The organism is Sphingopyxis sp. JAI108, from assembly GCF_013410105.1.
GTDB classification, from domain to species: domain Bacteria; phylum Pseudomonadota; class Alphaproteobacteria; order Sphingomonadales; family Sphingomonadaceae; genus Sphingopyxis; species Sphingopyxis chilensis.
Map to the genome: position 1 here is coordinate 1,078,641 of NZ_JACCCJ010000001.1, position 13,876 is coordinate 1,092,516.

At 65.6% G+C, this 13,876-nt stretch carries 14 protein-coding genes; 7 read left to right on the top strand and 7 right to left on the bottom strand.

Annotated elements, in window-relative coordinates:
- The first annotated feature begins 162 nt into the window (after nucleotides 1-162).
- Nucleotides 163-1,056: a prephenate dehydratase gene (locus tag HDC29_RS05100; RefSeq protein WP_179495044.1), complete on the top strand. Its 894-nt coding sequence runs from the start codon at nucleotides 163-165 to the stop codon at nucleotides 1,054-1,056.
- Nucleotides 1,057-1,062: 6 nt separating this feature from the next.
- On the opposite strand, the gene HDC29_RS05105 is transcribed toward HDC29_RS05100, so the two are convergent.
- The 5 genes from HDC29_RS05105 to purT all read right to left on the bottom strand — a co-directional run bounded on the left by HDC29_RS05105 (nucleotide 1,063) and on the right by purT (nucleotide 6,861).
- Entirely contained in the window at nucleotides 1,063-1,737 is a 675-nt protein-coding gene (locus HDC29_RS05105; RefSeq protein ID WP_179495046.1) for a CDP-alcohol phosphatidyltransferase family protein, read from the bottom strand.
- 118 nt (nucleotides 1,738-1,855) lie between these two features.
- Nucleotides 1,856-2,356: a hypothetical protein gene (locus HDC29_RS05110; RefSeq protein ID WP_179495048.1), complete on the bottom strand. Its 501-nt coding sequence runs from the start codon at nucleotides 2,354-2,356 to the stop codon at nucleotides 1,856-1,858.
- A complete protein-coding gene (gene polA, locus HDC29_RS05115) occupies nucleotides 2,353-5,163 on the bottom strand; it encodes a DNA polymerase I (RefSeq protein WP_179495050.1) in 2,811 nt (936 codons plus the stop codon). Before polA ends, HDC29_RS05110 begins: the two co-directional genes overlap by 4 nt.
- Before the next feature lie 61 nt (nucleotides 5,164-5,224).
- Nucleotides 5,225-5,686 (bottom strand): AAC(3)-I family aminoglycoside N-acetyltransferase, encoded by a 462-nt coding sequence (locus HDC29_RS05120; protein WP_179495052.1) that lies wholly within the window; start codon nucleotides 5,684-5,686, stop codon nucleotides 5,225-5,227.
- Nucleotides 5,683-6,861 (bottom strand): formate-dependent phosphoribosylglycinamide formyltransferase, encoded by a 1,179-nt coding sequence (gene purT / locus HDC29_RS05125; RefSeq protein WP_179495054.1) that lies wholly within the window; start codon nucleotides 6,859-6,861, stop codon nucleotides 5,683-5,685. The genes HDC29_RS05120 and purT overlap by 4 nt, the downstream gene beginning before the upstream one ends.
- Before the next feature lie 145 nt (nucleotides 6,862-7,006).
- On the opposite strand from purT, the gene HDC29_RS05130 reads away from it, so the two are divergent.
- The 3 genes from HDC29_RS05130 (at nucleotide 7,007) to ahpF (ending at nucleotide 9,695) form a co-directional block, all read left to right on the top strand.
- Nucleotides 7,007-7,300, top strand: a complete 294-nt coding sequence (locus tag HDC29_RS05130; protein ID WP_179495056.1) for a hypothetical protein — start codon at nucleotides 7,007-7,009, stop codon at nucleotides 7,298-7,300.
- A 145-nt stretch (nucleotides 7,301-7,445) separates the two neighbouring features.
- Entirely contained in the window at nucleotides 7,446-8,009 is a 564-nt protein-coding gene (gene ahpC / locus HDC29_RS05135) for an alkyl hydroperoxide reductase subunit C (RefSeq protein WP_179495058.1), read from the top strand.
- Between the two features lie 129 nt (nucleotides 8,010-8,138).
- Nucleotides 8,139-9,695: an alkyl hydroperoxide reductase subunit F gene (gene ahpF / locus HDC29_RS05140; protein WP_179497259.1), complete on the top strand. Its 1,557-nt coding sequence runs from the start codon at nucleotides 8,139-8,141 to the stop codon at nucleotides 9,693-9,695.
- 15 nt (nucleotides 9,696-9,710) lie between these two features.
- Here the strand turns inward: ahpF and HDC29_RS05145 are convergent, their stop codons facing one another.
- Complete coding sequence (locus tag HDC29_RS05145) at nucleotides 9,711-10,196, bottom strand: GFA family protein (RefSeq protein ID WP_179495060.1); 486 nt, start codon at nucleotides 10,194-10,196, stop codon at nucleotides 9,711-9,713.
- Between the two features lie 89 nt (nucleotides 10,197-10,285).
- Nucleotides 10,286-10,990, bottom strand: a complete 705-nt coding sequence (locus HDC29_RS05150) for a glutathione S-transferase family protein (protein WP_179495062.1) — start codon at nucleotides 10,988-10,990, stop codon at nucleotides 10,286-10,288.
- Nucleotides 10,991-11,132: 142 nt separating this feature from the next.
- On the opposite strand from HDC29_RS05150, the gene HDC29_RS05155 reads away from it, so the two are divergent.
- The 3 genes from HDC29_RS05155 to HDC29_RS05165 all read left to right on the top strand — a co-directional run bounded on the left by HDC29_RS05155 (nucleotide 11,133) and on the right by HDC29_RS05165 (nucleotide 13,849).
- Complete coding sequence (locus HDC29_RS05155; RefSeq protein ID WP_257018053.1) at nucleotides 11,133-11,441, top strand: helix-turn-helix domain-containing protein; 309 nt, start codon at nucleotides 11,133-11,135, stop codon at nucleotides 11,439-11,441.
- Nucleotides 11,442-11,575: 134 nt separating this feature from the next.
- Entirely contained in the window at nucleotides 11,576-12,769 is a 1,194-nt protein-coding gene (locus HDC29_RS05160; protein ID WP_179495064.1) for an SGNH/GDSL hydrolase family protein, read from the top strand.
- Between the two features lie 156 nt (nucleotides 12,770-12,925).
- Entirely contained in the window at nucleotides 12,926-13,849 is a 924-nt protein-coding gene (locus HDC29_RS05165; RefSeq protein WP_179495066.1) for an alpha/beta fold hydrolase, read from the top strand.
- Nucleotides 13,850-13,876 lie beyond the last annotated feature (27 nt).

Consider the following 13,876-nt stretch of genomic DNA (forward strand, 5'->3'; position numbering starts at 1 on the left):
GCCCGCTTGCCGGACGCATCTTTGATTTGGAGGCTCCCTTAATGGTGCGGCGACGGCGGCGCAAGGGGATGAAATCGCCCGAAGAGCCGAAGGCCGAAGGTCCGGTTGCGCGCGGCAGGCGGGAAGGCTATGCGCCGCGGCTCCACCCTGGGAAGGCAATCGATGGGCAGCTATTCGGCTTCGGCGCAGCATCTGGTCGACGAAATGCGGGCGATGGCGCTCGCCGAGCCCGCGCGCGGGCTGGCGTTTCAGGGCGCTCCCGGCGCGAACAGCGACCTTGCCGCGCGCGAATATGATCCCAACTCGCTACCGATGCCCTGCTATGCGTTCGAGGACGCGATTGACGCCGTGCGCGAAGGCCGCGTCGACCGCGCGATCATCCCGATCGAGAACAGTCTGCACGGCCGCGTCGCCGATATCCATTTCCTGCTCCCCGAATCGGGCCTGTCGATCGTCGGCGAGCATTTCCTGCCGATCCGGTATGGCCTGATGAGCCGCGACCTGGGGCCGGTGACGCGCGCGATGAGCCACGAACAGGCACTCGGGCAATGCCGCCACTGGCTGCGCGCCAACAATATCGCGCCCGTCGCGCACAGCGACACCGCGGGCGCGGCGGCGTGGGTCGCCGACAGCGACGAAGTCGGCCTCGCCGCGCTCGCGCCGCCGCACGCGGCGGATCTTTATGGCCTGACGCTCCACGGCACCGGCATGGAGGATGCCGACCATAATATGACGCGCTTCGTTGTGCTCGCGCGTGAACCGCTGCTCGATTTTTCGGCGATCGAAGGGCCGGTGATGACGACCTTCATGTTCGAGGTGAAGAATATCCCCGCCGCGCTATACAAGGCGCTCGGCGGCTTTGCGACCAACGGCGTCAACATGACCAAGCTCGAAAGCTATCAGACCGGCGGCAGCTTTGCGGCGACGCAATTTTATGCCGATATCGTCGGTGCGCCGGGCGACGAACGGATCGACCGCGCGCTCGAGGAGCTGGATTTCCAGACCAAGTCGCTGCGCCTGCTCGGCACCTATGCGCAGGCGCGGGTGCGGCCCTAGGCCGCCCTAGCCGCCGCGGCGGCGGAGCATCCGCGCCGTTGCCGACGTCTGGACGATGAACAGCGTTACGAGGATGCTCGCGACGATAAGCGCGAACAGGTCGAAGGGCGAGAAATTGGTGCCCGGGATGTCGCGGCCCCCGACGATGGGCATCAGCGCGGTCATTGCCATCAGCATCAGGCGCAGTTCGGTCGGCCCGCCCGCCATGTAGGACAGGCGGAATTCGCCGAGGATCTTCGCCGAAATAAAGGTGTGGATCGACAGCAGGAAATAACCGATCACGCCCATCAGCGCGACGTCGAGTCGCATGTAAGGGCTCATCCCGATCGCGCTGATCATCAGCAGCGTCGCGATCGCATCGACGCTGTGGTCGACGAAATAGCCGTAATTGGGCCGCTCGATGCCGCGCCAGCGCGCGAGGCTGCCGTCGAGCGAATCGCCGAACCAGTTGACGATATAACCCGCGAGCGACAGGCCGAGCCATTCGCTGTCAAACCAGCTGAGCCAGTAACCCGCCGCAACGAGCACCGCGCCCACGAACCCCAATGTGGTAAGCTGATCGGGCGTAACCCATGCGGGCAGGCGCGCGCAAAGCCAGTTGAGCAGGCGGCGCTCGCTGCGCGCGAGGATATTCTGCTGGATGCGGACCGGCGCCTTGGCGACGGGTTCGAACTTGCTCATGTGGACCCTTTGTTCGGGCCGTCACAAAAATGACGGCCGCATGTCATCGAGCCGTCATAGAACCAAAGTCGTGCGCGCGAAAGGGTCGCCCCGTCGATGCGGCGCGTGCCTCGGCCGGTCAGTCCCGCCAGGGACCGATTTCGCCGACCTCGCCGATCGTGCGGAAGCGGACCGCTTCGTCGACCCACGCCACCTCCCACATCGGCGCCGGGCGAGCCCATTCGCCAATCACGAACAGCGGCAGCCGGTTCGCCTTCACAAAGGCAAGATCGTCCGCGGTCGGTCCGGGAACGACGGTTTCGGAACGCTGATGCAACCGGACGACGACGAGTGTGCCGGCGGGCGGTGCCGGAAGCGACTGGCGCGAGGGGAAGCCGATGCTTGCGGCGACGACGGGATAGCCCTTGTCGTCGCGCCGGATGAGCAGCACCTTGTCGGCGGTCGCGTAGGGCCCCTCGACCGGCCGCCCGGCAACCTTGCGCCCCGCGATCGCGGCGAATTCGCGCAGGTCGGCGTCGGCGATCGACGACTGGCGCGCAGGCACCGCCGTCGCGGTTTCCGGCGGCGCGGGGGCGGGATCGGCGGCGAGCGCCGCGACGAACAGCAGCGCGGCGATCAATGCGCTTCGCCCCAGCTCTTGCCCGTGCCGATTTCGACTTCCAGTGGAACCGTCAGCTTGAGTGCGGGTTCGGCGGCGCCCGACATGATCGCGCGGATTACGATGCCCGCGGCTTCAGCCTTGTCCTCGGGCGCTTCGAACACCAGTTCGTCGTGAACCTGCAGCAGCATGCGGATGTCGGACAGGCCCGCATCCTCCAGAGCCTTGGGCATCCGCGCCATCGCGCGTTTGATCAGGTCGGCGCTGGTGCCCTGGATCGGCGCGTTGATGGCGGCGCGCTCGCTGCCCGCACGCTCGTTCTGGTTCGCCGCCTTGATGCGCGGGAACCAGGTTTTCCGGCCGAACAATGTCTCGGTATAGCCCTTCGCGCGGACGCTTTCGAGCGTGTCGGTGATATAGTCCGAAATGCCCGGAAAGCGCTCGAAATAACGCGCGATCAGCGCCTGCGCCTCGTCGGGGGTGATCTCGAGCCGGCCGGCGAGGCCCCAGCGCGAAATGCCATAGAGGATCGAGAAATTGACCGTCTTTGCCTTGCCGCGCGTATCGCGGTTGACCTCGCCGAACAGCTCGATCGCGGTCGCGGCGTGAATATCCTGTCCTTCGGCGAAGGCCCGCTTGAGCTCGGGCACGTCGGCCATATGCGCGGCGAGCCGAAGCTCGATCTGGCTGTAGTCGGCGGCGATCAGGACATGGCCGGGCGCGGCGATGAAGGCATCGCGGATCCGGCGGCCGGTCTCGGTTCGGATCGGGATGTTCTGCAAATTGGGGTCGGTCGACGACAGCCGCCCCGTCTGCGCGCCGACAAGACTGTAGCTGGTGTGGACGCGACCCGTCTTCGCGTTGATCTGCTGCTGCAAAGCGTCGGTATAGGTCGACTTGAGTTTTGCGAGCTGGCGCCACTCCAATATCTTGCGCGCGATGGGGACGCCGTCGCGTTCCAGTCGCTCGAGTTCGCTCTGGTCGGTCGACCAGTCGCCCGACTTGCCCTTGCGTCCGCCCTTCAGGCCCATTTTGTCGAACAGGATTTCGCCGAGCTGCTTGGGGCTGCCGATCGCGAAAGGCTGGCCGGCCTCGGCGTGGATCTCGCCTTCCATGCGCAGCATGTCGTTCGCGAACTCGCCCGACAGCCGCGCGAGATAATCGCGGTCGACCATGATACCGGCGCGCTCCATGCCCTCCACGATCGCCGCCAAGGGGCGGTCGACCATTTCATAGACGCGCGTCCCGCCCTCGATCGGCAGGCGCAACTTCAGCAGCTTCCACAGGCGCCAGGCGACCTCGGCATCCTCGGCGGCATATTGGGTCGCGCGGTCGAGCGGGACCTCGGCAAAGCTGATCTGCGACTTGCCCGTCCCGCACACTTCCTTGAAAGAGATGCAGACATGGTCGAGGTGCATCTTGGCCAGCTCGTCGAGCCCGTGCTGGTGCTTGCCCGCGTCGAGCGCGAAGCTCATCACCAGCGTATCGTCATAGGGGGCGATGGTGACGCCGTGCTGCGCGAGCACGCCGATGTCATATTTGAGGTTGTGCCCGACCTTCAGCACCGCTTCGTCGGAAAAGAGCGCATGAAGGCGGCCGATCGCATCGGCGAGCGGCACCTGCTCGGGCTTTTCGGCGAACATGTCGCTGCCGCCATGGCCGAGCGGAATATAGCAGGCGCGTCCGGGCCCGGTCGCCAGGCTGACCCCGACGAGTGTGCCGGTGACGCTGTCGAGGCTTGCGGTTTCGGTATCGACTGCCACGACATGTGCGGCGCGTGCTTCCTCGATCCAGCGGTCGAGCGCTTCGATCGTCGTCACCGTCTCGTAGAGCGCGCGGTCGATCGGCGGTATCGGCGGCAGCGTGGGGGTCGAGGGGCCGGCGGCGGATGCCGCCGGCGCGGCGCTCGCGCGCGGCAGGGTCGGCGGGCCACCCGGCGTGCCACCGAGGTCGAGCTTGGCCGAGAGCGAGCGGAAGCCATGCTCGTCGAGGAAATTTTTCAGCGGCAACGGCGGGATCGCACCGAGTTTCAAGTCGTCCAGCGCATCGGGCAGCGGACAGTCGCGCTTCAGGTCGACCAGAACGCGCGAGAGTTCGGCCATGGCGCGATGCTCGATCAAATTGTCGCGCAGCTTCGACGCCTTCATCGTTTCGGCGCCGTCGAGCGCGGCGGTCAGGTCGCCATATTCCTGGATGAGCTTGGTCGCGGTCTTCGGCCCAACCCCGCGCACGCCCGGAACATTGTCGACGCTGTCGCCCATCAGCGCGAGCACGTCGCCGACGAGATCGGGTGTGACGCCGAACTTCTCGTTCACCGCTTCCAGCCCCAGGCGGACATTTTTCATCGTGTCGAGCATGTCGACATGCGGGCCGCCTTCGGGCTCGCGGATCAATTGCATCAGGTCCTTGTCCGACGACACGATCGTGACGTCCCAGCCTTCGCGCACCGCGGCCTCGGCGTAGGAGGCGATCAGGTCGTCGGCCTCGAAACCCTCCATCTCGATACACGGCAACGAGAAGGCGCGCGTGGCATCGCGGATCAGCGGAAACTGCGGGCGCAGATCCTCGGGCGGCTCGGGCCGGTTCGCCTTGTACTGATCGTAAATCTCGTTGCGGAACGACTGGCTCGAATGGTCGAGGATGACGGCAAGGTGCGTCGGCCCGTCGGCGTCGTGCAAATCCTTGGCGAGCTTCCACAGCATTGTCGTGTAGCCATAGACCGCGCCGACCGGCACGCCCTTCGGGTTCGTCAGCGGCGGCAGGCGGTGGTAGGCGCGGAAGATGTAGCTGGAGCCATCGACCAGATAGAGGTGATTCTTCTCGGACATGGCGCGGGGTGTAGCAGCGGCGGGCGGGGCGGCCTAGCGCGATGTTCCCGGTTTCTTCCCGCTAACATCGCGCCTTGGGCGGTAGGTCGAAATGGAGCACCTCTTCGCGGACGCCCAGCTTGGTATAGAGAGCGATCGCGGGCGGGTCGGCATAATCGGCCTGCACGAACACGGCCCAGGCGCCGGTGTCGGCGGCGATATGTTGCAGCTCCTCGATCAGCATCGTCGCAATGCCGCAGCGGCGGAAATGCGGAGCGACCGCAAGGTCGTAGAGATAGATTTCGCTGCGCGCCGCCTCCAGCTTAGGCAGTTCATAGGCGGTGAGGCCGCCGACGATGCGGTCCCCCGTCTCGGCGACGAGCAGGATGACGGCATCCTTGCCGAGCTGGCGTGCGAGCCACGCGTCATCGGGCGTTTCGCGGCGATAGGTTTCGGCGTCCTCGAACGCATCGGCATAGAGCGCGTTGAGGTCGCGCATCGCGGCGATGTCGCCGGGGCCGAGACGGCGGGCCGCGACGGTCATCGATAGTCGATGCGAAGCGTCGCCGCCGCCGCGACTGCCGCAGCGCGTGCTTCGTCGGTAGTGCCGCCCGTGACCCTCGCGAGCGCGACGCCCATCCGGCGATACGGCCGCGTGAAGGGCTTGCCGAAGATGCGGGCATCGACCGCGGTTTCGGCATTGGGCTGCGCCAGCGCGTCGGCAAGGCCGGTGATCGCGAAATCGCTCGCGTCGCGGTCGGCGAGCAGCACCGCGCTCGCGCTCGCGTGCGGAACCTCGATCGCGGTGATCGGCAGGCCCAGGATCGCCCGCGCGTGCAGGTCGAACTCCGACAGGGCTTGCGAGATCAGCGTGACCATGCCCGTGTCGTGCGGGCGCGGGCTGAGTTCGGAGAAGATGACCGCGTCGCCCTTCACGAAAAATTCGACCCCGAAAATGCCATGGCCGCCGAGCGCATCGACGACCTTGGTCGCCATCTGCTGAGCACTATCGAGCGCCGCATCCGACATCGCAGCGGGTTGCCAGCTTTCGCGATAGTCGCCGCGCTCCTGCCGGTGGCCGATCGGCGGGCAGAAGCTGACGCCGCCCTTGTGCCGGACGGTCAGCAGCGTGATCTCGTAATCGAAATCGATGAATGCCTCGGCGATTACGCGCAGCCGGTCGCCGCGCATCCCGGCGGCGGCATAGTCCCACGCGGCGTCGATCGCGGCGGCGTCTTTCACCGTGCTCTGCCCCTTGCCCGACGAGGACATCACGGGTTTTACGACGAGGGGGAAGCCGATCCGCCCGGCCGCGGCCCGCAATTCCTCACGCGTCTCGGCATATTCGAAGGTCGATGTGGCGAGTCCGAGCTCGCTCGCCGCGAGGTCGCGGATCGCGTCGCGGTTCATCGTCAGCTGCGCCGCGCGCGCCGAGGGGACGACATGGAAGCCCTCGGCTTCGACTTCGGCGAGGATTTCGGTGCGGATCGCCTCGACCTCGGGCACGACATGATCGGGGCGGTGCTTTTCGATCGCGGCGCGGAGCGCATCGCCGTCGAGCATCGAGAAGACCTCATATTCGTCGGCAACCTGCATCGCCGGCGCACCGGCATAGCTGTCGCACGCGACGACATGGCAGCCGAGGCGTTTCGCCGAAATGACGAACTCGCGGCCGAGCTCGCCCGAGCCGAGGAGAAGGATCTTTGCGGTGGGGGTCATATGGCGCTCCGTTGCCCGTCCGAACACCGTCTGCCTCTAGTCAGCGCGCCATGACTTTGCCAGCGGCCAAATGCCGTCGCGTGCCGCCCGATTCTATGGTAGCCTTGGCCGGGCCACCCTGGTGAATGCTTCGGGAGGGTCGATAATGACAGACGATTGGCGAGTGGATGACCTGGCGCTGTGCATCAGCCGGCACGAGCGTTACCCGCCCGAGGTTCGCCCGGGCGCCGTTTTCACGGTGCGAACCGTGTGGAGCGACATGCCCGACCTGGTGGGCGGGACGTCAGGAACCGCGCTGAAGTTCCGCGACGTTCCCGACCTTGGTCCCCGCGCAGCCTATTGCGCGCGTCGTTTCCGCAAGATCACCCCGGGCGCGCCCGATGATTTCGACGCCGAGGTAATCGACCTTCTCGCTGGCGCGAAGGATATTTGCCGGTAATCGCCGTTTTGCGCGAATATCGGCTTTTAATCGATTCAGCCGATAAGTGTGCCCGGAAAATTGGGGTTGAGTGCGCGTGCCAGTCGGCATAGCTGGCGCCCTGCAAATCATTTTGCAGTGCAGCAAATAAAGGAAACACTCTCCCATGGGTATCATCGGAAGCTCGATCAAGCCGTTCAACGCCACCTCGTACCATCAGGGCAAGTTCGTCCCCGTGACCGACGCCGACACCAAGGGCAAGTGGGCGGTTTTCTTCTTCTATCCGGCCGACTTCACCTTCGTCTGCCCGACCGAACTCGAAGACCTCGCCGACCAGTATGAAACGCTCCAGGGCCTCGGCGTCGAAGTCTATTCGGTATCGACCGACACGCATTTCAGCCACAAGGCGTGGCACGACAGCTCGCCGGCGATCGGCAAGATCAACTATCACATGCTCGGCGACCAGAACCACGTCCTCGCCAACAATTTCGGCGTGCTGCGTGAAGATTCGGGCCTTGCCGACCGCGCGACCTTCGTCGTCGATCCCGACGGCGTGATCCAGGTGATGGAAATCACCAGCGAGGGCGTCGGCCGCAATGCCGAGGAACTCGTCCGCAAGATCAAGGCCGCGGTCTATGTCCGCGCCAACCCCGGCCAGGTGTGCCCGGCGAAGTGGGAAGAAGGCGCCGAAACGCTCGCTCCCTCGATCGAACTCGTCGGCAAGATCTAAACCGACCGATTGGCAGGACCGGGCGAGCGGCGCTCGCCCGGTCCTCGCATTCCGGAAAAAACCAATAACGCCGGGCGCCGCTCTCCGCGGCGAACCCTTGCTCCTGTCCGAAAGGCTCTCCCCATGCCGATGCTCGACGCCAACACGACCGCCCAGCTCAAATCCTATCTCGGCAACCTCCGCCGCCCGATCGAGCTCGTCGCGAGCCTCGAAGCGTCGCCCAAGTCGGCCGAGATGCGCAGCCTTGTGGAGGAAGTCGCGGCGCAGTCTGACCTCGTCACCGCGCGCTTCGACGGCGACGATGCGCGCAAGCCGTCCTTCGCGATCCGCGGCGATGCGGGGAAGGCCGAAGCCGTGTTCGCCGGCCTGCCGATGGGGCATGAATTCACCTCGCTGATCCTCGCGCTGCTCCACGTCGGCGGCCATCCGCCGAAGGAAGATACCGAACTGCTCGATGCGGTGCGCGCATTGGAAGGCGACTTCACCTTCGAGACCTTCTTTTCGCTGTCGTGCCAGAACTGCCCCGACGTCGTGCAGGCGCTCAACATCATGGCGGCGCTCAATCCGAACATCCGTCACACCGCGATCGATGGGGCACTGTTTCAGGACGAGGTCGAGCGCCGTCAGGTAATGGCGGTGCCCGCCGTCTTCCTCAACGGCGAACCTTTCGGTCAGGGCCGCATGGACCTTGCGCAGGTCGTCGCCAAGCTCGACACCGGGGCAGTGGCGCGTGCGGCCGAAAAGATCGCCGCGAAGGAGCCGTTCGACGTGCTTGTCGTCGGCGGCGGACCCGGCGGCGCTGCGGCGGCGATTTACGCGGCGCGCAAGGGCATCCGCACCGGCATCGTCGCCGAACGCTTTGGCGGGCAGGTGCTCGACACCCTCGGGATCGAGAATTTCGTCTCGGTCCAGCACACCGAAGGCCCGAAGCTCGCTGCGCAACTGGAAGCGCATGTGAAGGATTATGACGTCGACGTCATGAACGTGCAGGAAGCCGCCGCGCTGATCCCCGGCGGCGCGAACGGCTTGCACGAAGTGAAGCTAAAGAGCGGTGCGAGCGTGAAGGGCAAGACGGTGATCCTGTCGACCGGCGCACGCTGGCGCCAGATGGGCGTCCCCGGCGAGGCCGAATATCGCAACAAGGGCGTCGCCTATTGCCCGCACTGCGACGGGCCGCTGTTCAAGGGCAAGCGCGTGGCGGTGATCGGCGGCGGCAATTCGGGCGTCGAGGCGGCGATCGACCTTGCCGGGCTCGTTGCGCATGTGACCTTGATCGAGTTCGACAGCCAGCTTCGCGCCGACGCCGTGCTTCAGACGAAGCTGGGCAGCCTGCCCAACGTCACGGTCATCACCTCGGCGCTCACCACCGAAGTGCTTGGCAATGGCGAGAAGGTGGTGGGACTGCGTTATCGCGACCGCAACAGGGACGAGGAGCATCTCGTCGAGCTCGAAGGCATATTCGTCCAGATCGGCCTGATCCCCAACACCGAATGGCTCGGCGATGCCGTGGCACTCAGCGATCGCGGCGAGATCGAGGTCGACGCGCGCGGCGCCACGAGCCAGCCCGGCATCTTTGCCGCGGGCGACGTGACGACCGTTCCTTACAAGCAGATCGTCATCGCGATGGGCGAGGGATCGAAAGCGTCGCTGTCGGCCTTCGATCACTTGATCCGCTCGGGCGCCTGAACCCGCAGGCCCGCATCACCCCCTCGGCCAAACCTCTGTGTCATGGTCGGGGTGCTGGTGGTTGCTCGCCTTGATGGCGCCCACATAGGCGGCCATGGTTTCCTCGGTCGTACCCTCGGCCTTGATCGGCAAATCCTCGAACAGCGATAGCTGACCTTCGACGCCGAACTGCACCCGCGGCGGGAACTGCGACGGGTCGTCGAACGACCCGGTCGTCAGATTGATATGCTTGCTCTCGAAATAGTCATAGGCCAGCGGCGTCCCGCAGTTGCGGCAGAAGCCGCGCGCCGCCTTGTCGGAGCTGTTGAACCACGCGGGCTGCCCACGCGTCCATGTTATCGCGTCGCGCGGGACGCCGATCAGCGCGATAAAGAAATTGCCCGCTGCCTTCTGGCACATGCGGCAATGGCAGATGTGCGAGGTGTCGAGCACGGCGGCGACATGATAGCGCACCGCGCCGCACTGGCAGCCGCCCGACGCTTGGGTTTCGATCCTGTCCATGCGGCATGCTATCAAAGCCGGCGCGCGCTCACAATGGTGCGCGCGCAAGGAAGCGGTGCGCGGCGGCGACGCGCCGCGCACCGCTTCTGTCATGCGCCGTACCGCTCGATCACGTCGGCGAGCAGAACATGGCCGCGGCAGGCGCCGCTGCCGCTCGCGCTTTCGCCGCTTTCGAGCGCGGTCGCATAGACGACCGCCGGATCGGCCTCCAGCCGTGCGCGGAGCGCCGCGAGTTTCGGCCAGCGCACGGGTTCGGCGACTTCGTGGAACTCCAGCCAGCGCGCGATGCCGATGAACAATGCGTCGGCCAGCGTCGGCCGGTCGCCGACCAGATAGGGGCCGTCGCCTGCCATCTCCTCAAGCCGGTCGTGGCGTCCGATCACCGCCTCCTTGCCCCATTCGCGAAGCGACGCCTGGCGCGTCGGGCGCGGCGGGTCCATTTCGAGTGCGACCCACAGCGGCGTGAAGGCACCGGTGAAGCCGGAGTTGATGAACGCCATGATCTGCCACATCCGGTCGCCGTCCGCCGACAGCGGATCGGGGCTGATCCGCCGTTCGGTGTCGCGCGCAGCGAGCCAGTGCGCGATCGCCATCGTTTCGGTCAGCACCTTGCCCTGATCGGTGATCAGCGCCGGCGTTTCGTGCCGTGCGTTGATGCGGGCATAGGCGGGCTCGCGCATTTCGCCGAGCATGTCGACGCGGCAGAGGCGATAGGGTTTGCCCAGCCACTCCAGGGCCGCGACGAGGCCCATGGAACTTCCCAGCGGGAAGCCATAGATAAGGATCGGTTCCAATGTTTTGCTCCATCGTCTTGAGGGGAGCTGCGCAGCAGTTTGCGATATAGGGGGCTCTATTCGCGCGTAAATTACGCACCTTTTTGTAACCATGGGGACAATGATGAAGGATCTGGTTTCGCGCTGTCCGATCGAGGAGGTCATGCAGCTGTTGAGCGGCCGCTGGCCGACGCTGCTGATCTATTATCTCAGTGACGGGACCAAGCGGTTCAGCGACCTGCGCCGCGACAACCCTGCGATCTCGCACAGGATGCTGACGCTCGAACTTCGCAAGCTTGAGGATGCGGGGATCGTCCGGCGGACCGAGTTCGAAGGTTATCCGCGGCGGGTCGAATATGACCTGACTGTGGACGGTGAGCGGCTCGTCCCCCTGATCGATGCGCTCGGCGGCTGGTGGGATTCGGTAACCGCGCCGGTCGTTGCCGATGCTCCCGCGACGTCAAGGCTTTGAATTAACGGCGGCTTGCACTGGATTTTATCATATATATCATTCCTTCTTACGGTGCGGACGATATTCGCTTGGTCGATGACCGGCGGTTTCCAGTCGCTGCACCGACCGGGAGTGTCCCACAGAACTGGGAGTGAATGATGCGTCATCCTTGGAAATCCGTCACTGCAGCAGCGGCGTTGCTGCTGGTCGCCGCTGCCCCCGCGCCCGCAAAGGGCGAGTGGACGCCGGCATGGTCGGCGAGCATGTGGGAGGCAACGAATGCAAGGCAGGAAGTCGCGGTCGACAATGCGACGCTGAGCTTTGCCATTCGCGTCGGTGCCGAGGGCGACCGCATCCGCCTTCGATTGTCCAACGAATATGGCGAGCCGCTGACCATCGGTGCGGTCAGCGTCCGACGGCCCGGTGGAAAAGCCGTGCCCGTCAGCTTTGGCGGTCAGACGTCGACCCGCGCGCCGGCGGGCGCGACCCTGGTCAGCGATGCGGCGGAGCTTCAAGTCGGTGCGTTCGACCTGATCGAGATCTCGGTCTATCTTCCCGGTGCGGTAAAGCTCAACACGGTCCACGGCGCGGGGGGCGCCAAGACGCGAATATCCGCGCCGGGCAACTTCGCGGGGGAACCCTTCGTCGCGGTGCGCACGGCAGACACACGGCCGTTGCTCGCGGGCGTGGAGGTGCTGGGCAAGGCGCCGCGGCCGGTGATTGTCGCCTTCGGCGATTCGATCACGGATAACCCTGGATGCGCGAACGACGCCGTGCCGATATGCCGGTGGGGCGATGTCCTCGGCCGGCGCCTCGCACAGGAGGGCAAGCCCCATGTCGTTGTGACGCAGGCGATTTCGGGCAATCGGGTCATTTCGCGCGGCGCGGGCCCCAGCGCCGTCGAGAGGTTCGAGCGCGATGTCCTCGATCTGCCGGGCGTCACCCATGTCGTAATCCTCGAGGGGGTCAACGATATCGGCAGTTCGGGCCAGCGGCGACCGGACGGCACGACCGCGCCGACCCTGTCCCATGAACAGCTGATCGAGGGCTATCGCACGCTGATCGCAGGCGCGCATCGGCGCGGTATCAAGGCGGTCGGCATGACCATCCTGCCGTTTGAGGGGGCCAATTATCATACCGAAGCGGGCGAGGCGATGCGCATGCGTGTCAACGACTGGATCCGGACCTCGGGAGCGTTCGACGCCGTCATCGACATGGAGAAGTTCGTCGCCGACGCCGCGAATCCCAAGCGGTTGGACCCGGCACTGCAGCGGGGAGACAATCTTCACCCCGACGGGCGCGGCCAAACGCGGATAGGCGAAGCGATCCCGCTCGATATTTTCGAATGAGGTCAGGACGACATCCGACGGGCATCCACCGCCTCAAATACCGGTAAGCGCCCGGTCGCTCGCGGCCGCTTCCGGCTGCGCGGCTTCGTTGCGGCTTGCCAGCCGCGTCGATCCCCGCCAGATTGGTTTCGAAAAGAAACCAAAGGAGCGGTGCCCATGACGGCCGATTTCGAGCAGCGGCGTGTGAAGCTTTCGACCGGGGTCGAACTCGACGTCGTCGACATGGGGCCGCGCGACGCTCCGGCATTGATCTTCCTCCACGGCTTTCCGGAGTCGCATCGGACCTGGCGGCACCAGCTGCCGCATTTCGCGACCCGCTTCCGCTGCATCGCGCCCGACCAGCGCGGCTATCGCGGATCGTCGAAGCCGCAGGAGGTCGAAGCTTATACCCCCGACAAGCTGATCGCCGATATCTTCGCGCTCGCCGATGCGCTGGGCGCCGACAGATTTACGATCGTCGGTCACGACTGGGGCGGAGCGATCGCCTGGGGCGTTGCGCTCGGGGGCCAGCCGGGCGGCCTGCATCCGGCGTGGGCGGGGCGCGTGACGCGCGCGGTAATCGCCAATGCGCCGCACCCCGGCATCTTTCAGCGTCTCCTTGCGACCGACGAAGCGCAGCGCGCTGCCAGCCAGTATATCCGCACCTTCCGCGACCCCGCGAGCGATGCGATTATCGAGGAGCATGGGATCGCCGGCATTCTCGCCCATGCTTTTGCGAACCGCGTGCCGAGCGGCGGCCTCCAGCCCGCCGACGAGATCGGCCGGCTGCTCAAGGATTGGGAGGATCGCGACGCGTGCCGCGCGATGATCAACTGGTATCGCGGTTCGCCCATCAACGTGCCCGCCATGGACGAGCCCTATGCCGAGCCGCCAGCAGCGCCCTTTCCGAAGCTCGGTATTCCGACGCTGGTGATCTGGGCGCTCGACGATCTGGCGCTGCCGCCCTGCAATCTCGACGGGATGGAAAATCTCGTCCCCGACGTGAGGATCGTCGAAGTTCCCGATTGCGGCCATTTCGTGCCTTGGGAAGCGCCTGACGCGGTCAACCGCGCGATGGACGAATTTCTCGCCGCGACCTGAAGCAAGCCGTTCGTTCGACCCGAAAAA